At 40.3% G+C, this 21,634-nt stretch carries 14 protein-coding genes; 1 reads left to right on the top strand and 13 read right to left on the bottom strand.

All coding sequences use genetic code 11. The features are described 5' to 3' along the window. Positions 1–26 precede the first annotated feature (26 nt). The 10 genes from SYJ56_RS07045 to SYJ56_RS07000 all read right to left on the bottom strand — a co-directional run bounded on the left by SYJ56_RS07045 (position 27) and on the right by SYJ56_RS07000 (position 15,757). Complete coding sequence (locus tag SYJ56_RS07045; RefSeq protein ID WP_323832942.1) at positions 27–2,462, bottom strand: ABC transporter permease; 2,436 nt, start codon at positions 2,460–2,462, stop codon at positions 27–29. A 184-nt stretch (positions 2,463–2,646) separates the two neighbouring features. Beyond that, positions 2,647–5,007: an ABC transporter permease gene (locus SYJ56_RS07040; protein WP_323832941.1), complete on the bottom strand. Its 2,361-nt coding sequence runs from the start codon at positions 5,005–5,007 to the stop codon at positions 2,647–2,649. Between the two features lie 347 nt (positions 5,008–5,354). Next, positions 5,355–6,815: a hypothetical protein gene (locus tag SYJ56_RS07035; RefSeq protein WP_323832940.1), complete on the bottom strand. Its 1,461-nt coding sequence runs from the start codon at positions 6,813–6,815 to the stop codon at positions 5,355–5,357. A 591-nt stretch (positions 6,816–7,406) separates the two neighbouring features. Beyond that, positions 7,407–8,228, bottom strand: a complete 822-nt coding sequence (gene lgt / locus SYJ56_RS07030; RefSeq protein WP_323832939.1) for a prolipoprotein diacylglyceryl transferase — start codon at positions 8,226–8,228, stop codon at positions 7,407–7,409. A gap of 7 nt (positions 8,229–8,235) precedes the next feature. After that, positions 8,236–8,436, bottom strand: a complete 201-nt coding sequence (locus SYJ56_RS07025; RefSeq protein ID WP_323832938.1) for a hypothetical protein — start codon at positions 8,434–8,436, stop codon at positions 8,236–8,238. Then, positions 8,423–8,929, bottom strand: coding sequence for an RNA polymerase sigma factor (locus SYJ56_RS07020; protein ID WP_323832937.1), 507 nt, complete (start codon positions 8,927–8,929; stop codon positions 8,423–8,425). Before SYJ56_RS07020 ends, SYJ56_RS07025 begins: the two co-directional genes overlap by 14 nt. A 533-nt stretch (positions 8,930–9,462) precedes the next feature. Beyond that, on the bottom strand, positions 9,463–11,919 hold the full coding sequence (locus SYJ56_RS07015; RefSeq protein ID WP_323832936.1) for an ABC transporter permease: 2,457 nt from the start codon (positions 11,917–11,919) through the stop codon (positions 9,463–9,465). Positions 11,920–12,142: 223 nt separating this feature from the next. Continuing rightward, on the bottom strand, positions 12,143–13,072 hold the full coding sequence (locus SYJ56_RS07010; protein ID WP_323832935.1) for a DUF4097 family beta strand repeat-containing protein: 930 nt from the start codon (positions 13,070–13,072) through the stop codon (positions 12,143–12,145). Positions 13,073–13,393: 321 nt separating this feature from the next. Then, complete coding sequence (locus SYJ56_RS07005; RefSeq protein WP_323832934.1) at positions 13,394–14,416, bottom strand: cytochrome d ubiquinol oxidase subunit II; 1,023 nt, start codon at positions 14,414–14,416, stop codon at positions 13,394–13,396. Positions 14,417–14,425: 9 nt separating this feature from the next. Then, positions 14,426–15,757, bottom strand: coding sequence for a cytochrome ubiquinol oxidase subunit I (locus tag SYJ56_RS07000; protein WP_323832933.1), 1,332 nt, complete (start codon positions 15,755–15,757; stop codon positions 14,426–14,428). 271 nt (positions 15,758–16,028) lie between these two features. Here SYJ56_RS07000 and SYJ56_RS06995 point away from each other — a divergent pair, with 271 nt between their 5' ends. Continuing rightward, on the top strand, positions 16,029–17,015 hold the full coding sequence (locus tag SYJ56_RS06995; RefSeq protein WP_323832932.1) for a bestrophin family protein: 987 nt from the start codon (positions 16,029–16,031) through the stop codon (positions 17,013–17,015). Positions 17,016–17,285: 270 nt separating this feature from the next. Here the strand turns inward: SYJ56_RS06995 and SYJ56_RS06990 are convergent, their stop codons facing one another. From SYJ56_RS06990 to SYJ56_RS06980, 3 genes are all read right to left on the bottom strand, one after another. Beyond that, on the bottom strand, positions 17,286–17,981 hold the full coding sequence (locus tag SYJ56_RS06990; protein WP_323832931.1) for a head GIN domain-containing protein: 696 nt from the start codon (positions 17,979–17,981) through the stop codon (positions 17,286–17,288). Between the two features lie 350 nt (positions 17,982–18,331). Then, the gene (locus tag SYJ56_RS06985; protein WP_323832930.1) at positions 18,332–20,758 is read right to left on the bottom strand and encodes an ABC transporter permease; all 2,427 of its coding nucleotides are present in this window, start codon (positions 20,756–20,758) and stop codon (positions 18,332–18,334) included. A gap of 149 nt (positions 20,759–20,907) precedes the next feature. Continuing rightward, complete coding sequence (locus SYJ56_RS06980; RefSeq protein WP_323832929.1) at positions 20,908–21,597, bottom strand: head GIN domain-containing protein; 690 nt, start codon at positions 21,595–21,597, stop codon at positions 20,908–20,910. Between the last annotated feature and the right edge of the window lie 37 nt (positions 21,598–21,634).

Genomic DNA, 21,634 nt, shown 5'->3' with positions numbered 1-21,634 from the left:
CGGATTGAGTGTTTTTTGTGGTCGTTTTACTCTCCTTTTAAGTTATTTACTGGATTGATCATGGCAGATTTAATCGCATGATAACTTATTGTAAGTAAGGCAATAGTGACTGCCATGACCCCCGATACAAGAAATGTCTGCCAACCTATTTCAATTTTGTATTCGTAATCTTTCAGCCAATCCTCCATCAGGTAGTAAGCTATAGGAATGGCCAAAATCAATGAAATCAGAATCAGTGAAATGAAGTTTTGGGTTTGCATTCTAAAGATCCCTTGGATGGATGCCCCCAATACTTTCCGTATGCTCATTTCTTTGTTTCGTTGCTCCACCATAAATGCTGACAAGGCAAACAATCCCATACATGCAACCAAAATAGCCAACACTGCGAAACTGGTAAATATGGTCTTAATTCTATAAACGTTGTCATACATCTGAGCAAATGAATCATCCATAAAAGCATAGCGGAATGACAGATTCGGAGCAAATTCATTCCACTTGTTTTCTATAGTTTTCAACAAACCAGGCATATCTGCGGTATTAACTTTGACAGATGTAATGGTGTTGCTTTTACCAAAAAACATCGCCAGAGGCATTACTCTTTGCTTCATGTTATCGAATCGGAAATTTTTCACAACACCTACTATCTCATTCAGCTGGCCTGATCTGGATATTTTTTTTCCTATAGGATCCGTAAGCCCCAGCTCTTTTACCATTTGTTCGTTCACAATGGTTGCATTCTGATCTGAAACAATAGCTGCATCGAAGTTCCTCCCAGCTATCAACTCAATTCCCAATGTCTCAACATAGCCTTCATCTATTTGCCAGACCTGTCCTGAGATACTTTCATCAATGTTTTCTCTCCCTTCATTGGTAAATTGATTCCCGTTTCTTTTAGTATTCTCCAGAGGCAGGTAATCACTGATGGTTACTGACTCCACTTCCTGCAATTGGGCAAGTTCTTCTTTGAATGTCACATCTTTATCCCCAAGCATATTCGTTCCATAGAGTTGGATTACCTGATCTTTTTCGAAGCCTACTTTGGAATTCAGAATAAAAGACATTTGCTCATTAATGATGAGTGTACCGATGATAAGTACGATGGAAATCGTAAATTGTAAAACGACTAAACCACTTCGAAAACCACCTGATTTACCCCCTAACCTAAGTTTCCCTTTGAGGACATTGATCGGGGAAAATCCTGATAAATAAAGCGCTGGATAAAATCCTGCCAAGCAACCAACCAGCACCGCTGAAAGTAATAAAACGGGAACGAAAAATCCGTTTTCCCAAGGCATAGACAATTCAATACCAGTCATTTCCTGAAAAACAGGCATAAGGGATTGCGCCAATACTAAACCGATCGCAAAAGCTATCAATGTGAGCAACAGCGATTCTGTTAAGAATTGTAGGATTAAGTTACTTCGTCCTGAACCCACCACTTTTCGGAGACCTACTTCCTTTGCTCGATTGGCGGACCTGGCAGTTGACAAATTCACAAAATTAATAGTGGCAAGCAGCAAAATAAACACTGCAACTGTCCCAAAAATCCAGACAACTTTGATATCATTTCTAAAGCCAGATTCATGACCAATATCAGAAGAGTAAAGCTGGATATCAGTCATAGGCTGAAGGTAAATACTTGCCTTATCTTCAATCTCCTCAGCCATCGCATATCCTGCGGCAGCTAGGGCTGGTTTTAAATATTTTTTAATTATGGTAGCTCCAAATGTTTGATCAAAAAGGGAAACGTCCGTATCAGGTCGAAGGCTGATATAGGTTTGATAATTGGACTGTATCCAGCGTTCCTGCTCTCCTTGACCGAATTCCACTCCTGACATGGTTAAAAAATAACTATAATCGAGATGAGAATTGGTAGGGAAATCCTGCATTACGCCCGTGATTCTACGGGGATCTTCCCGATTTCCGTTTAAGTAGATTACATGTCCAATTGGATTTTGATCCTTGAAAAATTTCCGGGATACGGACTCGGAAATGACCATAGTTTTGGGTTCTTCCAATGCAGTTTTTGAATCGCCAAATACCAAGGGCACACTGAAAATATCCAAGATAGCCTGATCTGCATAGGCAAATTTCTCCTCATGATGCTGCATCTCCTGATCGTCGATCTGGATTTCATTTGTCCCCGCCCCATAAAAGAGGTCATTGGCCATTATCCTTCCAGCTTCTTCGATTTCCCCATAATCTGACTCAAGAGTCCGGGCCATGTTTGCAGAGAAATGAACATCTTTTTCAGTCTTTGGTCCAAAATTATACTGTGCAACTAAGCGATAGATATTCGCTGAGTTAGGCACGAATTTATCATAGCTCGTTTCGTGAATGATATAAACCGAGATAAGAATACATGCCGAAATCCCGATGCTCAATCCGGTTAAATTAATAAATGAAAATCCTTTGGATTTGAGGAGATTTCTATAGGCGATTTTGAAGTAATTTTTCAGCATTTTCTTTATGTGTTGGAAAATTGAAAGATTAGGTGGAAAGAAGTGGTAAGGTGGTAAAGTTTTAATGTCCCCCCAGTTCTCAGGTAATCATTGCTCTCTTAATTTATCTCACAGCTGTTATCCTTTTTCTTGATTTTAGGCTCTACTATTTTGATACTTATGTCTTGCTACTTGTTACTTATCATCACTCACTCTTAAGCGTCCTTGCAGGATTCGTCAAAGCAGCTTTGATAGATTGGAAGCCTACAGTGCCCATGGCGATGAGCATGGTGACTGTACCTGTGGCCGCAAAAACCCACCACTCAATTCCCACACTATACTGATAGTCTTGAAGCCATTGGTCCATTATATACCAGGCAACTGGAACCGAAAGGAGGAATGCGATCCCTACTAGCTTCAAGAAATCCTTGGAAAGCAATAGTGAGATACTGGCTACACTCGCACCTAATACTTTTCGCACTCCAATTTCCTTGATTCTATTTGCAGCCATATAGGTGGAAAGCCCAAATAGCCCGAGGCAGGAAATGACAATAGTCAGAATGGTGAAAAGTAAAGAAAGACTGGCAGTACGCCTGGTATCATTGAATTTTCTGGCATATTGCTCATCTACAAAACTGTACTCAAAAGGAAAATTGGGATTGAAGTCCTCAAAGACTTCCTGGATTGAAGCAATATTCTCAGTGATCGGCTGATCCGCATTAAGTCGAATATGTACCACATCAAACCATGATGATGGGCCCAAAACCATCAATGGATTGACAGGATCATAAGGAGACTCAAAAATAAAATCCTTTATGATGCCCACTACGGTATAGTTCCCATTATCATTAGACACTACCTGCCCTAATGGATTTTCCAATCGCATTTTTCTCACTGCTGTTTCGTTCAATAAAATAGCAGTTGAGTCACTTGGAAACTGGTGAATATCTATATCTCGTCCCTCTACTAACTCGGTTCCCATTACTTTCATGAAATCAGCATCTGTACTGAATCTGATGAAATCAAGTTTCCCATCCTCAGGAGTACTGCCTTCCCAGGAATAACCCCAGCCATCACTGTAGCGCTGGGTAATCGGGCTCATGGATTTGGTCATCGCCTCTACAGCGCCAGTGTTCAGGAGGGATTGTTTGATAGCACTATAATGCTTTTCCAAATCTCCCTGCATATTTACATAGATGAGATTTTCCTTGTTATAACCTAGCTCCCTTTTTTGGGCATGACTGATCTGACGCTGGATAATAATGGTAGACACGATTAGGACAATTGCAAAACTAAACTGAAGCACCACTAGTACTTTACGTGGGTTGACTGCAGAGGCGGCCGAACGGAAAGTGCCTTTTAATACATGTACGGGGCTAAAGGAGGAAAGAAAGAATGCAGGATAACTGCCCGCCAACAAACCTGTTAACAAAATAAAGCCAATTAACTGCAACCAGAAAACCACATCGCTGTAAGGGATAAAAAGCTGCTTATCCACCAAGGTATTGAAAGATGGGAGCGTTAGCTCCACAAAGAGAAGCGCGAATAATCCTGCAATAATTGCAATGAGCGTACTTTCTCCTATAAACTGTGCAACAAGTGATGTCTTTCTTGCTCCCACCACTTTTCTTAAGCCCACTTCTTTCGCCCGCTTTTCGCTTCGGGCGGTACTCAGATTCATAAAATTGATACAGGCAATGATAAGAATGAACACTGCGATAAATGCAAACATTCTCACCGTCACAACTCTGCCTCCAACTAGTTCACCATTCTCACTTTTCCCATATAGATGGACCTGCGATAGCGGATAGGTAAAAACTTCTGTGGAAGATTCCCCATTGGTATGCTCCTTGGTAATACTCTCTATTTTTTGATTAAAAGACTCCAAAGAGGCATTTTCAGTAAGTAAGACATAGGTCTCGACAGAGTTATTCCCCCAATATTCATCGTCCCAACCCAGCTTTTTCATATACTCCCAGGAGAGAAAGAAATCCGACTGAAAGCGCGTATTATTTGGGATATTTTCCAACACTGCTGTCACGGTAAAAATATCCGTACTATCGATCTTAACTGACTGGCCTATAGCATTTTCTTCACCAAAAAGTTTCTTTGCAAAATCTTCAGTGACCACCATATTATACGGATCTTCCAACGCAGTGCTACTATTACCTTGAAGCACTGGAAAGTCGAATACATCCAAAAATTCAGGATCAATGAATACACCGGACTCATTTGATTTTTTATCCCCTACTGTAAAAAGAAAACCTGCATTATTGATTCTCACAGCCTGTTCTACCTCAGGATAGTCTTTTTTCAGTGTAGGCCCCAAAATTTTTGGAGAGGAACCCCAAACCCAAAGCTCTCCGCTGAAAGTATCCCTGTTAAAGGTTTTGTAAATACGATCGGACTTGGGGTGATCCCGATCCATGCTTACTTCATTCTGTACCCATAATAGAATGAGAATAGCAGAAGCCATTCCGATACTCAATCCTCCAATGTTTATAAAGGCATACCCTTTACTTCTAACGATGTTTCTCCAAGCGATTTTAAAGTAGTTTTTGAGCATTTTGAGAGGATTGGAAGATTTTAAAATTGGAAAATTGAAAGATTTTGGGTTCTATAGTGGTAAGGTTGTAAAGTTGGAAGGTGTTAGTACCGTACTATGTGTCTGACTGAGTGGAGTCGAAGTCTTTTCTCATTCATAAATCTTTTTTCTTAGCTCCAGTCTCTTACTTTTTACATGAGCATCTTGATTCTTGTCTCCAGACTCTTGGTTCTTGGCTCTGACAAATCCAACTTTCCACAAACGTGCCAGTCAAAAAGCTTTCATTTAGGCCTGAATCAAGTGTTTTTTAACTCAAAGTTCAATCAGCTCGGACAGTTTTGTCCGCTCTCGGGCAAATCCCTTGCAATCTATTTATCTACTATCCATTTTAATAGATCATCGACATCTACAATTGACCAAGAGTGCGGATGTCTTTCTCCATTTGATCTGTAACCTTTATTTTCTGTGGGGATAAATTCAACCTTATCGCCAAACTTCCTAATCAGATCTTCAGAAAGGCTCTTCAAAAAATATGCGTTCATATCTTCATATTCATTCATTCTGTTTTCTTTCCACCACAGAGTATCTGGTTCTGAATAGAGCCTGATTTTCACATCTTTCAAATCGGCCAGATTATGAATATTGTTTGTCCTTTTGGTATAGACTGAATTTTCCTCATAGTTAGCAAGGTTGCTTTCAGGCTTTCCAAAACCAGATTCAAGTAGATCAATGAGCATTTGACTCTCTTGTAAAGAAACAGCCGAAAATTCTCTGTCCATATTTCTTTTGGCATTTTCATACAATCCCAACAGGTCAACCGGGGAATCTATTGCGAATACGCCAGTTGGCTGAATTAGGCTTTCTGACTGCTTTAAATAGTTTCCCATCAGTAAGCTGACATTTCCCCCACTGGAAAAACCCCCAATAAATACATTCTCTGTTTCAAGATTGTGTTTCTCGAAAATTTCAGAAAATATGTCTGAAAGCTTCTTTTTTTCATGATCCTCCAGCCAAATTTTTTGATTAAAGGTCATCAATGCTAGGGTTATTCCATGCTCCACAGCAGGTTCCAAAATTTCAAATTCTCTTTTAATTATTTCTGGATTTTCCGGGAAGCCGGGGAATACTATCAAAACCCCATTTGATTTTGCCTTTGGGATGATCAATTCATAATCACCCGTTATGTGGGTTGAAAATGAATTTTCGAAGGTTTCGGCCAGTTGTTTGCAATCTTCAGCAAACGACACGTTCCTAAATATTTCCCATTCTTTATCATCAAAGCTTTTCGGAGAAAAGGAAAAAACCATCAAGTGTTTATCCAAATCAGAGCAATAAAATTCTTTAACTTTTACATTAAGCCTGATGGGCTTTTGTGTGAAAAAGACATCATAAAAATCAATAGTCCCTTGATAAAATTGTTGATTTGTTGTCTGATTTATTGAAGAAAATGATGCGGCAGAGTTTGTTATCTTTTCCGAATCGATTCCATTATTTTTTCCAACTTCAGCTGTCAATCCGGAAAAATAATTCTCCATTAGCTCTTCAAGGCTCTTTTCGGACAATTCAGCATTCCCGGTAATCAACCATGCAAAGGAATAAGTCCAGAACTCAGAACTGGATTTATCTGCCCATCCGGGAGCAAACCGCACTTCTTCGACACCGGTAAATTTGATTAAAGAAGCGAAAGAAGGTGGCAGAGGGATTGTTTCTTTTCCCCAGTTGTCAGGAGCCTCTATTACTCTGGTTTTTCTACTTATCGCATTCTCCTGAGCATCACATGAAGAAGACAGGAACAAGAAAAAAAACAGGTAGACGAAACACTTTTTCATGTGTTTATAAGTTGGATTTCTTAGTTCATTTAGAACGGTAGTCGAGTGAGTTTCTAGGGGTTAATAATCCTCACCCTGTGTGTCATCTGCAACATGCTCGATTTTATGTCTTATAATTTGTTTAATGCCCAAATGGACATTTAAATTGAAGTAGTAAAGCCTCATCATTATAGTCTTTTGCCTCTTATATCTCGCTTCTTGTTTCTTATCTCTTATTTCTTGTCTTGATACTTGATACTTGGAACTTGATTCCTCCCTTTGATCTTAACCATTTTTGAGAATTTCACTTTTGAGGGTTCCACTTTTGTGCCACTGTAAAACCTATTCAGAGAACTCCAGAGGCCATATAAGAAAAATGAGATAATACAGCTCGGACGCTTTTGTTCGCTTTCGGTCGAATTATCTAAAGTCTAGAAGCCATTAATGGGGTAGAAAAAGAAAAACGTCAGTGAAGATAGATAATATAGTTATCTGGTTCTCTGCAAGAATTTGGCTGAAGCCCGATTGTGATTATAAATCCTGGGGGAATGGGCTAAAGCCGCATTCCTTTTTATGAAAAGGAATTCCAAAGAGTTTAACTAATAGCTTTGTTTAACTAATAGCTTTTACCACAATGCGATTCCTCATGAACATTAAAATCAGACCTGCAATGATAAAAGGCAGACTTAGCAGTTGACCCATGTTTAAAACCATGCTTGATTCGAATCCAACTTGATCAATTTTGAAAAACTCAAGAAGGAATCGGGCTGTGCAGGACAAAACCAAAAAAAGCCCAAATAGGAATCCTTTTTCTTTTTGGACTTTCCCAGCGTAAAAGTTCAAAAATAGAAATATGGAAAAATAGGCCAGAGCTTCATACAACTGCCCAGGATGCCTTGGGATTGAATCAATTTGTTGAAATACAAAGGCCCAAGGTACCGTGCTGGGATTCCCAATCATTTCTGAGTTAAATAGATTTCCCAACCTAATAAAACCACAGGCTAATGGAACTACCAAGGCTAATTTATCCAAAACCCAGTAAATATTAATTTTTTGCTTCCAAGAAAAAAGCATAACTGAAACCAAAATCCCAATGGCACCGCCATGACTTGCCAATCCTTTAAAACCTGTGACTTCAAATTCCGGAGAAAAACGGACAGGAATCAATATTTCTAGTGGGTTCTTGAAATAATATTCAAATTCATAAAACAAACAATACCCCAGTCTTGCGCCAATTACGGTGCCGATAACAACGAAAACAAGTAATTTATCCAGCTTTTCTTCTGGCACCGATTCACTTCTGAATTGCCTTTGCAACAGGAAGAATCCCAAGACAAAACCCAACCCAAAAAGTAAGGAATAGATCCTTATATCATAAAATCCAAGGTCTAACAAGCTGCCGTTTTGGCTCCAATTTATATAAAGGAGAATCATGCTAAACTTAAATTGAGCACCCTCCACTTAGTGCAAAAATCAATAAAGAATAAGCAAATGCATTTTGGGCTATTCGCTTGGAAACAAGGTTAAACGGACTCGAACTTTTTGGTTCGATACAGGAAAGGATTTCAGATTCCTCAATATCATCCAATCGATTCATCACCTTGAATTGATCCCAGGCAGGTTTTAGTCTAGTTAGATTCATTTTGTAAGGATATTACAGTCTTTTTAAGTTGAGTTTTTATTCGGTTCAATTTTGTACTGATATTACTTTCCGAGATGGAAAGCATCTTCGCCATCTCTTTATTGTCGTAACCTTCCAAGTAGAGGATTACAACAGCTTTATCCGTGGGTTTGAGCAAACCTATTGCTTGCTGAAGAACCATAAGGTCATCATCAGCGCCTATATCTTGAATGTTTTTCCAATCAAAGGATTCTGAAAAAGGCTCTGCCACTACAAAAAGCTTCTTTTTTCGTTGAATGGAGATCAGTGTATTGAGTGCTACCCGATACATCCAAGTACTTATTTTCGATTCCTGATTGAATTGGGGAAATGACTTCCATAGGGCGAGTAAGACATCTTGCCTATAATCCTTCATTTCTTCTTGAGAATTAGCATAGAGCCGACAGAGGCTATTGACAATACCTTGGTTTTGCCGAATCAATCCTAAGAATATAATTTTTACTTCAGACTCCATGATACCTTTACTATATAAACCATTAGTCGCAAAGTTTTCAATTTTGTCACAGTCTAAACAGTCTAAAATGAAAAAAAATGAAAAAGCTCGGACAGTTTTGTTCGCTCTCGGGGCAAATAGTAATAGTTATAAGGCTATAAAAAATCAAGTTTGGATCGCAAAGTTATCTTTACTCCTATCCCGATATCGGCTAAAGGAAATCCCAAACTTGCCCTAAGCTAATAGAATGGTCATTTCTATCCTGTTTCTTAGCTCTTGGCTCAGGATTCCTGGCTCTAGATTCTTTATACTCATTACCGAAAAAACCAGTCAATGAGATTGCCACACTCCTTCGTCGTTACCAATGACGGTTTCTCATGAGCAGATTGCCTACCCGCTATAAGGCGGGCTTCTTCCCCTACGTCCTCGCATCCGTATCGGATGACCAAACTCCAAACTTACCCTGAGCCTGACAGGCCGTCATCCTCTCTTTTCTCCAGTCTCTTTGTTCTTGGCTCTAGGTTCTAAATTCTTGAATCTTTAAACTAGCTACTCTACTCACTTTTCAGACTATCCACCGGATTCATGAGCGCAGCTTTTACACTTCTCAGGCAGATCGTACCGAAAGCGATCAGCAGCGTAATCCCAGCTGCCAGCGCATAAATCCACCAAGCTATGTCGATATGGTAGGCAAAATTTCCAAGCCACATATCCATAAAGAAATAACCTGCCGGGAAAGCTATAACTAAGGATACACCGACCAGCTTTATAAAGTCCTTGGCGAGCATTCCTACAATCTGATTCACGGTAGAACCCAGCACTTTTCGAATTCCTATTTCCTTGATCCGCTGCTCGGCAGTGAAGCTCACCAACCCAAACAAGCCTAGGCATGCCACGAAAATTGTCATCAAGGAAAGTACTGTTAGGAAAGAACCCATCTTGGCTTCCTGTATGTAGGTCTCATTATACAATTCATCCAAAAAGGCATATTGAAAAGCTTCACCAGTATTGAAGCCATTCCAGGATTGCTCCATATCAGCGAGCAAAGGCTGAAGCTCGGACTTATCTACTTTCAGAATCAGACTGTAGTAAGGATTGTAAACCATCATCAGAGGCTTGATCGGTTCTCTCAGGGATTTGGCCACAAAATCTTTCACCACCCCCACAATTTTCACTTCTGCTCTACCACCTTGGTTGTCTGTTCTTTTTTCAAAAACCTGCCCGATCGGATCGTTTTCAATTCCCAATTCCTTGGCGGCAGTTTGATTGATGATTATGTTATTTTCTTCGGAGCCGAGATCTAAGGAAAAGTTTCTCCCTGCCACGATTTCCATCCCCAGTGTAGGGATATATTCTTCATCAATCCCATACTGGATCAGTCGTAATGTGCTCGAAGTAGCTTCATCCGTTACCAGATTTTGGCTATTCGTATCAGTGGGACCAGAGGGTATATAAGCTGATTTCGTGAGATTTTGGACTCGTGGGTCAGCTTTAAGCTTATCTTTAAATACATCCAGATGCTCTCCCAAAAGTCCCGCATCCCGCAAGACAATCAATTGCTCTTTATCATAACCCAGATCTTTATTCTGGATGTAATTCATCTGTTGGGAAACCACCAGAGTACCGATGATCAGTACCACTGAAACCGAGAATTGAAACACTACCAGACTACTCCTCAAACCGCTTCTATTGCTTCGGGTAATTTTCTTCTTCAAGGATTCTATAGGCTGAAATGCCGAAAGAAAAAAGGCAGGATACCCACCTGCCATCAGTGTGACCAAAAGAATGAGGGCAAAAAGAGAAAGGAAAACTAAAGGTTGGAATAAGAATGCGAGTGAAAGGGATTTATCCGCAAAATCATTGAAAAACGGAAGTGCTAATTTTGCCAATAAAAGCCCCAAAACCATAGCAATACAAACCGCAATAAATGATTCTGACAAAAACTGAAAAACAAGATCCTGCTTTCCGGATCCCATAACTTTCCGAACTCCGATTTCCTTGGCCCGCTGGGAAGCCCCGGCAGTAGAAAGATTCATAAAATTGATGCAGGCAATCAGCAACATAAACACCGCAATCGCGCAATAAATCAATACAGTCTGCATGTCTCCCCCAGCCTCAAAATCTCCCTTTCCTGCGAATTGGTTGTTGAGATGGATATCTGTAAGCGCCTGAAGTTTAAGATAGACATGGTTTCCTTTTTCAAAAAACTCATCAAAACCAAGCCCCAAACCTTGCTTCATCTGATCCTCCATATACTTTTTAGTAAGCGCAGGGAATTTAGCTTCCACTTGATCAGTGGTGGCACCCTTATCCAGCAACAAGTAGGTGACGTAATTTCCGGATAGCCAACTTTGATTTTTGGCATCAGGATTACCCAGCATAGATGCGAGCATGGCAAAATCGAAATGGGAATTTTCAGGGATGTTCTCGATTACCCCAGTGACGGTATAATCCCCGGACAAGTCTAAATATTGACTTGAATAGTACCCAATCCCTTCCAGTTTAATAGCTTGATTGATGGGGTTTTCCTTACCAAAAAGAGCCGTAGCCTGATCCCTGGTAAGTACCACTGAGTTGGGTTTAGTAAGTGCGGTAGCAGGATCTCCGCCGATAAATGGCAGGTCAAAAACCTCAAAGAAATTAGGATCTACAAAAGCAGTATTTCCTTTTCGGATTACCTTATCCCCTATCCTGACTTTAGTATTGGAGTGGAGATTCAGAACTCTGGTGCTTACTTCTACCTCTGGTATTTCCTCTTTAAAAGTTTCTGCTACAGGAGCCATTACGCTGGCTTCACTAAGCGTTTGCTCCCCAATTTTAGCATCCAGGGTAACTCTGTAAATCCGATGTGAATTTGTGAAAAAACGGTCATAGCTAAATTCTTCAATCACATATAGACTGATCACCAGACAAGTAGCTATACCTAATGCAAGTCCCAGAATATTGATGAACGACACCAACCTATTCTTCTTCAGGCTTCTCCAGGCAATTTTTAGGTAGGTTTTTATCATTTTCTGTAAGATTGAAAGATTTTAAAATTGAAAGATTGCAAGATTAGGCACAAAGAAGTGGTAAGGTTGTAAAGTTGGAAATAGGTAAAGTTCTAAGATTATACTGTTCCACCGGCTCTCATTTGTTATCCTTTTTCTTGACTCTTGGTTCTTGATTCTAGACTCTTAACTGTTGATTCTCAAATCTTATATCTTGATACTTGATACCAGCTACTAACTACTTTCAATTAAACTCCAGATTGATGCTTCCGCCTGAGCTTTGCATAGTTACAGGAATTCCTCCTCCGTTAATTTTACCCAGAATTCTATCCTTTTTCACTTCTCCGCTGAAATTGGAAAGTTTGGAATTCACCCTTCCCCCACTTAGATCAAGGTCCAGCCCCAAACCATCCGGAACTACTGCCGTAATACTTCCTCCACTGCTCTTCATGGTAAGTTCTTTCTCCACATTTGAAAGCTGAGCTCTGATAGATCCTCCACTGGTATTTGCCAAAATGCTACCATTGATTTCTGACAAGTTTACGCTACCACCTGAAGTATTTACTTTAAGATCGCCAGTTAGCTGGTTTACTTTTATAGAACCTCCACTGGTCTGTACATTGACGTTCCCCTCGAAGTTTTCAAGTCTAAAAGAACCTCCGGAACTGTGTGTATTCACGTAGCCACTGCTATTTAAAACTTGGATGCTTCCTCCACTTGTCGCTATTTCCTGCTCACCATTCAGCCCGTCCACTGAAATCGATCCCCCGCTGGATTGGAATTTGGAAGACATTTCTGTTGGCACTTGAATCTTAAATGAAAGATTCAATTTACTTCGACCACTATTATTTTTCTTTTTAACTATCACTGAAATGGTATTTCCCGATTGGCTAATGTCCAGATTATAGTTATCCAATTCCTGCTCTACCTCCGCATCCTCAATTTCTATTTCCCGTCCATTCAGCTTCACATACATATCAACGATAACTTGGCTTCCACTTGCTCCTGTAACGGCTATGGAAGAACCTGAAGTTTCTACCTTAAGATTACCCTCACCATTAAGTGTAAACTGTTTGGTGAGATAAGGATCTGCTTTAAAGTCAGTTGCAAAAACACAGGATTGCAAAACTAAAACTAGCAGTAAGAAAGCTGAGGGAAATTTTAGGAGTTTCATGAGGGTTGGGATAAGAGTTACAGTTGACAGTAAGGCTCTTATTCCATTAGTATGCCACTAAAAAAAGTCAATAATTTCGCTGGAAATGGATATTTTTGACTTGTCAGCCATTTATCTCGGACAGTTTTGTTCGCTCTCGGGCAAATTGGTTCAAGCCTGCTGGCTTCAACTAATGAGCTGCGTCTTGACCTGAAACGTGTTTGGTTCTCCTGACTTGGACCTCTCTCATTGCAGTCTTCAGACTGCTCTTATCTGAATTGGCTGGGCTCTGCGAAAATTTCCTGTCCATTTGGTTAATGGACTTTCATAAAAAAACCAGCTTCAACCGATAGTGTGGTCAGAAACTTTATTCCTCTGAAAACTATACAATAGATAAAAAAGCGACGGCAGAATAAACACGCTTCCGATTAATAATGCCCAAGCTAAAGTAGCTATTGGTTTGTCTGTAGCTGACGAATTAAAAACAGATAAGTTCTCACCCGATTGGGTAATGATCATGTCGGGAAAATAATGATATCCGAAGGCCATCAGAATTGCAGTAACCACAAAGCCACTCAGAAAACGAACCAATAGGTTACTCCCACTTCTCAATTGCAGCCAGAGAACAATGATAGCCAAAGTAGCCAGCGCCAAGGTTCCAATAGTAATCCATTCCTTTAATAGCAGACCTACAAGTGGTACTTCATCTATAATTGAAGAAGCAAATACAAAACCACCCGCCAGCACTGTGAACACTATAAATAGCTTAGCTTTTCTTACCACTACCAATTTGACATCAGCTCTTTTGGCCTCGCCAACCAAAAAAACAGAGGCTAAAAACCCACAGATAGCAATAGTGAAGACACCCACGGAAATGCTGAAAAGGTTGAACCAGGGATGAATGTATGCTTCATAAAATCCAGTGGCTTCAGGATCAATCTGACCGCCTATCGCGGCTCCAAAGATCAGACCTAAGAAAAATGGTGTGATAAAGCTTGAATAGGTAAAAATAAAATTATACACTTTTTGCATATCATCCTGATACGCATCGTAATGTCGGAAAACGAAAGCCGTACCCCTTCCAATAATTCCAATAAGCATCAGTGCCAGAGGAATATGCAGGTGTATAGATAGCATGGTGTAAATAGGTGGAAACCCTACGAATAAGATCACAATCGCAATAATCAGCCACATGTGATTTGCTTCCCAGATCGGGCCAATGGTTTTATAAGTTGTATCGCGAAGCTGTTGCCTCATCGAGGCAGGAGTGAATAGTTCAAGAATCCCAGCACCAAAATCAGCACCTCCCAAAAGCACATACATCAATAGTGACAAGCAAAGAAAAATGATAACTACGTATAGCATAATTTCAGATTAAGAGTCAGTCAGTTCCTTTGAATTTTGATCCAATGTGTCAGGTACAGCTTTTATCTGTCTATAGAGCAAAAATGCTACTATGGCTGCAAGCGAAACATAAATCGCAGTAAATATGAAGAATGAATACTTGATACCCGGAATTGGCGTCACAGCATCTTTGGTCAGCATAATTTCATAGATAATCCATGGCTGCCTTCCTACTTCTGTAACAGTCCATCCAGCTTCCAGTGCTATAAAACCCAGTGGTGTAGCTAAGGCAAAAAGCCAAAGAAACCATCGTTGAAGCTGCCAGTGTTTCTTTTTCCATTGGGAAACAAAAAACAACAAGCTCAAGCCAACCAGTACCATTCCCAATCCAACCATAATCTGGAAAGCAAAATGCGTGACCATCACCGGCGGATGATGGGCCTCCGGAAATTGATCCAAGCCTATCACCTCCGCTTCAAAATCTCCGTGAGCCAGAAAACTCAAGGCCCCCGGAATTTTAATGGCATAGTTTACTTCCTTGTTCTCTTCATCGGGAATACCACCGATAATCAAGGGTGCGGACTTGCTGGTTTCAAAATGAGCTTCCATAGCAGCAAGCTTCGCAGGTTGCCTTACCGCTATATCCTTGGCAGAAATATCTCCGGAAATAGGCTGTAATAGAGCAGCAACTGCTCCAAAAACAATTGCTATCGTAAATGCTTTGCGATGAAATTCTCTATTCTGCCCCTTCAGCATCATATAGGAATGAATACCAGCCACCGCAAATCCAGTAGCCGCAAAAGCTGCCAAACTCATGTGTAGAGACTGAGTAAACCATGCGTCATTAAATAGCGCTGCCACAGGATCAATATTGAGAAATTGACCATCTACATAATCAAAGCCACTTGGACTATTCATCCAGCCATTTGCTGCAACTACCAAAATACCTGATGCCAAACCACTTATACCTACCACTACTCCTGTGAACCAGTGGAACCAAGGCTTGAATTTCCCCCAACCATAAAGAAAAAAACCTAAAGCAATCGCTTCGATAAAGAAAGCTGTACCCTCCAAAGAAAAAGGCATTCCAAAGATCGGTCCCGCATGCAGCATAAACTCTGGCCAAAGCAAACCCAATTCGAAGGAAAGCATGGTTCCTGATACCGCACCAGTTACAAAAAATATTGCCACACCTTTACTCCAGGCTTTGGTCAAATCCTTGTAAATAGGGTTCTTGGTTTTTAAATATTTATAGTGGGATGTCGCCATGAAAAAAGGCATTACCATACCGATACAAGCGAAAATGATATGGAATCCCAGAGAAAGAGCCATCTGAGACCGGGCAGCAAAAAGATCCTCCATGTAGACTAGTTGGTTTAATTCAGTCAAAAACCAGCAACTGAAAATGTTCAATAACTCGAAAGATTGACACTTAAATAGGGGTATTAGTTCAACTTATGGAAACTTAATTTATCTACAGGTTAACACGGCTTAAAGATTCCAAGACATCAAACTTTTGGATTCAAAAATACAAAACGAATTGTAAGGATCGTATACTTTTTAGCAGACAACCAGTTCTTTAAGCAGTGGATTTTTGACAATTTTATGTAGTTTAATTGCAAAAAATATTTTTATGTACGTAAAACGCTATTACAGTTTTTGGATGACAATTCGCTGGTCAAAATTTTCTTTGATTTATGGTGTACTGTATTCCTTTGTTATCATCGTATTATATGAGATCACTTCCCTTCCTTTTTCTCTACCCTGGCAGCCAATATCTGTAATTGGTGTAGCGGTGGCATTCTTTTTAGGTTTCAAAAACAATAGCTCCTATGACCGAACATGGGAAGCCCGAAAAATCTGGGGATCAATAGTCAATGAAAGCAGAACATTTGCAACGGGAATTCTCAGCCTTCCAAGTAAAGAGATGTCCTTTGAAAGCAAAAGAAAAATAATCCACAGACACCTTGCCTGGCTTTTGGCGCTCAAGCATGTGATGAGAATTGAAAAACCTTGGGAACATAATCTACCGGTAAATAAACTGAATTTTATCCCAAATTTTATCAAAGAATATTACGATGGAATCTTTGATGAAATCGAAAAATACCTCTCTGAAGAAGAGTTTAATAGCATTAAAAGCTATTCAAACATTCCGTCTCAACTACTAAAAACCCAAAGTAAGGAACTTGGTGAGCTTAATGAACAAGGTTTAATCAGTGACTATAAGCAAGTTTGGCTTCATCAGTTGCTCGGCAACCTATATACACATCAGGGCATGAGTGAACGAATCAAAAACTTCCCATTCCCAAGACAATATGCATCCACGGGCTTGTGGATCACCTATATATTTTGCGCCTTGATTCCATTCGGCTTACTGGATATTTTTGAGCAGTCAAGCGCTTTACATTATTGGTTGACCATTCCTTTTTCATCCATTATTATCTGGACATTTTTCGTAGTGGATAGAATAGGAGATTATTCGGAGAATCCATTTGAAGGTGGTTATAATGATGTACCTATTTCATCCATTGCCCGTGCGATTGAAATTGATCTGCTGGAAATGCTGGAAGAGGAAAACATCCCAAAGCCCTATGCTGTTGAAAATGGATTTTTGATGTAGGGGAATTAAGTGAAGGATTTCACGAATAAATTATAGAAACAACGATTCCAGACATTATATATATCCGCATATATATCCGCCTAACTGCATGAATGCACTTAGAATTTTCGCTCAAAGTTCAAATTTACCTCCACGGATATCCTCACAAGATATTAATGTACCCAATTCCGTGAGTGAGACACTCACGGAGGCATTCGTTAAATCTATCCACAAAAAAATCCCATAAACATTGCTGCTAATGGGATTTATATAATTAAAAACTATTTTGGTTTACCGCTTTCTGATAGTGCTTGATCCCGAAGTCCTGATATTACCTAATTGTGGAGAACCAGAGTAAATCACATCTCCAGACCCTGAAGAACTCACAGATACTTTTCCCAAATCACCTACATGGGTATCTCCAGAACCAGACTTGCTTACTTCCAACTCACCAATCGCCAGGTCTTCTCCATGGAAATCGCCAGAACCGGACTGCTTGATTTCAGCTTGATCCACTGAACCACCTTTAATTTTAAGATCAGCAGAACCGGATATTGAAACTGACAACTCCTGTGCTTCCAGTCTGTCCAAAATAATGTCACCAGAACCTGAAAGTCCAGCATAAAACTCTTCTGATCTCACCGGTGAAGTCACCTCTATAGTACCAGAACCTGAGCATTTTACGCCTTCAAGCTCCTTGTAGGTGATAAAGAATTTCAACTTTACATTGTTATAGCTTCCTTTTACCAAGCCTACACTCAAGACATCTCCGTCTATCTCGGTTTTGACTTTGCTGAGATCCACACCTTTTGCTTCGATTTTTATTTCTTCTTTATCCCCCTCGGTCATGATGACTTCCCAGCTACCGCCAGAATGTACTTTAGTAAAGTGTCCTGGAGTTCTTGTTTCGGAAGATTGCGCTTGTACGCATGCATTCATAGCAAAAAGCATGAATACTGCAGAAACTAATTTTGAGTAAATTTTCATTTTTATGGATTATAAGATTGGAAAATTTTAAATACTTGTCAGTCGTGCCAGATTGGAAAATCAAATAGTTGAATTGCAAGGTTTGAGTGGAGAAAGATTCCCTAATTAGCCAGCAATCATTAATTAGATGCAGTTTTCTAAGAAAAAGTTGCATCCCATTCTTCTAAACTATTATTTCCTAGGATCAGTCTCTTGATATATAGGACTAGGTTTTAGCTTCTTGATTCTTGAATCTAACTACTTGGTTCCTGCCTTCGGCAAGCAGGCCTGTCTCTTGGTTCTAAAGTCTTGGTTCTTTTGCCACGAATTTTAATACTTGATACTTGATACTAAATACTTGCTACTTTCATTTACTCACTCTTAATACTTTTCACCGGATCGGCCCAAGCTGCTTTCAGAGACTGTGACATCACTGTGATAGCTGCGATTGCACCGGCGATCAATCCAGCCCATAAGAATACTGTCCAACTGATGCCGATTTTATAAGCAAAGTCTTCCAGCCAACTAGACATCCCAAACCAGGAGATCGGAATTGCAATGACAAAACCAATCAGGACAAGTTTCAGAAAGTCTTTGCCCAGTAAAATCAGAATGTTTGCTGTCGCTGCTCCCATTACTTTCCTGATACCAATCTCACGGGTACGCTGCTGTGTAGCGAAAGTAGTCAGACCAAGCAATCCCAGAATCGAGATGATCACAGCCAAGCCAGAGAAGAAGGTGAAAATGGTTTTTACCCGTTCTTCAGCTTCATATTGTCTGTTGAACCCTTCATCCACAAAGGTAGGTTCGAATGGAAAGCCCGGTCTCAAGGCAGCCCATTCCTCTTTTAAGTAAGCTAAGGTCTGTTCTTTGTCTGCTGCTTCTATCTTCAAGCTGACCTGATTATTCCTGTCTTGGGAAACCATAAATACTATAGGCACTATAGGCTGATGTAAGGATTCAAAATGGAAGTTTTTCATCACACCTGTCACAAAACCTCGCCGGCCTCCATACAGAAATTTCTTGCCGATAGCTTCTTCCGAACTAGCCCAACCTATCTCTCTGACCGCAACTTCATTCAAAATAAAAGCCTCCGTAGAATCACTTGCCAGATTATAGTCAAAGTCTCTCCCCGCCACAATCGGAATACCATATGTATCCAGGAAATTATGACTGACTTCAATATCCGCTACCCGCACGTTGAGTTGACTCATTTCGCCATCAACTTCCGCAGTACCTCCTTGGGAATCCAAGAGTCTTCCGGATGGTGCACGGCTGGAAATACTGACAGATTTGATTCCTTGGTGTCTTTCCAACCTGTCTTTAAGCATCAAATAATTTTCTTCAATGGAAGGGCTGGAAGGAAGCAGTACAATGTCCTCTTTTTCAAAACCCAGATCCTTGCTTTGCATGAACTCCAACTGCCTTACTACCACAAGTACAGCCACAATCAACACTACAGATATGGCAAACTGCCCTACCACCAAAACAGATCTGAACTGCTCATGCCCTTTACCCGCTTTGAACGCTCCTTTTAGCACTTTGGCAGGAGAAAACCCAGAAAGAAATAAGGCAGGATAGCTGCCTGAGATCAACCCCACAATTGCTATCAATCCAATTAATGCTAAACTATATTCTGGGTTTTGCAGGAAGTTGAGACTAAGTTCTTTGCCTGTAAAATTGGAAAAAACCGGTAAAAACAAATACACCAAAACCAGCGCGAAAATCATGGAAATAATGGTCATCATGAACGACTCTCCCATGAACTGCCGGATCAGACGGCTTTTGTCCGCTCCCATTACTTTGCGCAAGCCCACTTCCATAGAGCGCATAGAAGATCTTGCGGTGGATAGATTCATAAAATTGATACAGGCAATAAGCAGGATAAACAACGCTACTGCCAGATAAATATACACATAGTCAATATTGCTATTGGCCTCAATCTCCGAATCCAGATTGGAGTAAAGATGGATATCTTCCAGAGGCCATAGGCTCAAAGCTGTAGTTTTGGACATGGGGATGCCCGCCTGCGCTTCTCCCATATTCCGGTCAATCAATGCGGGAAACTGAGACTCCAAGGCTTTGTAATCATACCCTTCCTTGATTAAGACATAAGTAGAAAAATTATTGGAGCCAAAATTTTGCATAAACGGCTCCAGCCCACCATAGAATTGCACCACAGGATTCATAGATGCTATAAAATCAGGATGCATGTGCGTGTTGTCAGGAATATTCTCAAAAACACCACGTACCTGAAATGTCATTTCCATACCGTCTACTTCCGCCAGTAATTCCTTCCCCATCGCCTTGGTATCTCCGAAATATTTTCTAGCTATATCCTCAGAGATCAAAACGCCGTCTGAATCCTTCAGACTAGCTATGGGATTACCCTCCAGCATGTTCCAGGAAAATACCTCAAAGACTTCTGGGTCTGCAAAGAAAAATTCATCTTCCACAAAGGAATTCTCACCGGATTTGATCAAAAGTCCTGCATTAAAAAACCTAACGACCTCCTCTACCTGATCTTCAAAGTCAGACTTAATCAGAGGCCCAAAAGGTGGAGCCAAATGACCTAAATGCAAACTCACCTCCCCATTGGCATTACTCCAACTTCTGGAGACCCTGTATATTCTCTCAGATTTGGCATGGTACTTATCATAGCTAAGCTCATGCTGTACAAATAAGAAAATCAAAATACTCACGGCCATTCCCACTGCTAGTCCGAAGACATTGATAAACATGTAAAGTGGGTTTTTCCCTGTATTTCGGACGAGTATTTTAAAGTAGTTTTTCAGCATGATTTCTTATTTAAGAATTGCGATTTACGAGCCTTTCGCCATTGATGGGAGTATGTGATTCATTTGATATTTTCCTGAGCTACTGGTGGTTGTAGTTATTTCTGGACATCCAACACCAGACAACTAAAAACTTATAACCTACTACCACTTTACTTCTTAATCACCTTACTAGAACCAGAGCTTGCTATTTTCTTGTTTTCCGGATTGCCTTTGTAGTACACATTCCCAGATCCAGATGATCCCACGGTCAGGTTTTCGCTTGCGCCGATGGATGTGTTACCCGAACCGGATTTGCCGATTTTTACTGAATTAGCCATCAATTCCAATCCATCGAAATCTCCTGAGCCCGACTGTCCAATATTAGCAGTATCTGCACTTCCCCCTTCTAAATACATATTTCCCGAGCCGCTCATTCCTACATTCAATGATCCAACGTTTAGCATCTTCACCTTTACATTTCCGCTTCCAGATTGTCCTATATTAAATTTGTCAGAGTTAATATTTGATTCCAGAGTCATATTTCCTGAACCACCAGAACCTATGCTTTCTAATTCACGCACGGTTATGTAAGCATCAAAATTGACATTTCGATGATTCCCTTTTTCCAGTTTGATCTCAAGCTTTCCGTCTTTCACTTCTGTTATGACTTTATTCAGATCAAAACCTTTGGACTCTAGTCTCACTTCATCTTTAGAGCCGATGGTGATGTACACATTCCAGCTTCCGCTAGATTCTATTGCGGTGAAATCACCCGGGGTTCGGGTTTCTGTTTGAGCTTGAGCGGAGAGTCCTAAGAAAAATAGAAATAGGACTAGCGAAGTTATTTTTGAGATATTCATAATGGATTTGGTTTTATTCCAATCCATACTTTTCAGA

Origin of the sequence: Algoriphagus aurantiacus (assembly GCF_035156405.1) — a bacterium.
Taxonomy (GTDB): Bacteria; Bacteroidota; Bacteroidia; order Cytophagales; family Cyclobacteriaceae; genus Algoriphagus; species Algoriphagus aurantiacus.
The sequence above is the reverse complement of the archived record's forward strand: the minus strand, read 5'-3'. Positions and strand labels throughout refer to the sequence as shown.

Coding starts and splice junctions, on each gene's coding strand:
- SYJ56_RS07045 (WP_323832942.1), bottom strand. CDS start 2,462: ATGCTGAAAAATTACTTCAAAATCGCCTATAGAAATCTCCTCAAATCC.
- SYJ56_RS07040 (WP_323832941.1), bottom strand. CDS start 5,007: ATGCTCAAAAACTACTTTAAAATCGCTTGGAGAAACATCGTTAGAAGT.
- SYJ56_RS07035 (WP_323832940.1), bottom strand. CDS start 6,815: ATGAAAAAGTGTTTCGTCTACCTGTTTTTTTTCTTGTTCCTGTCTTCT.
- lgt (WP_323832939.1), bottom strand. CDS start 8,228: ATGATTCTCCTTTATATAAATTGGAGCCAAAACGGCAGCTTGTTAGAC.
- SYJ56_RS07025 (WP_323832938.1), bottom strand. CDS start 8,436: ATGAATCTAACTAGACTAAAACCTGCCTGGGATCAATTCAAGGTGATG.
- SYJ56_RS07020 (WP_323832937.1), bottom strand. CDS start 8,929: ATGGAGTCTGAAGTAAAAATTATATTCTTAGGATTGATTCGGCAAAAC.
- SYJ56_RS07015 (WP_323832936.1), bottom strand. CDS start 11,919: ATGATAAAAACCTACCTAAAAATTGCCTGGAGAAGCCTGAAGAAGAAT.
- SYJ56_RS07010 (WP_323832935.1), bottom strand. CDS start 13,072: ATGAAACTCCTAAAATTTCCCTCAGCTTTCTTACTGCTAGTTTTAGTT.
- SYJ56_RS07005 (WP_323832934.1), bottom strand. CDS start 14,416: ATGCTATACGTAGTTATCATTTTTCTTTGCTTGTCACTATTGATGTAT.
- SYJ56_RS07000 (WP_323832933.1), bottom strand. CDS start 15,757: ATGGAGGATCTTTTTGCTGCCCGGTCTCAGATGGCTCTTTCTCTGGGA.
- SYJ56_RS06995 (WP_323832932.1), top strand. CDS start 16,029: ATGTACGTAAAACGCTATTACAGTTTTTGGATGACAATTCGCTGGTCA.
- SYJ56_RS06990 (WP_323832931.1), bottom strand. CDS start 17,981: ATGAAAATTTACTCAAAATTAGTTTCTGCAGTATTCATGCTTTTTGCT.
- SYJ56_RS06985 (WP_323832930.1), bottom strand. CDS start 20,758: ATGCTGAAAAACTACTTTAAAATACTCGTCCGAAATACAGGGAAAAAC.
- SYJ56_RS06980 (WP_323832929.1), bottom strand. CDS start 21,597: ATGAATATCTCAAAAATAACTTCGCTAGTCCTATTTCTATTTTTCTTA.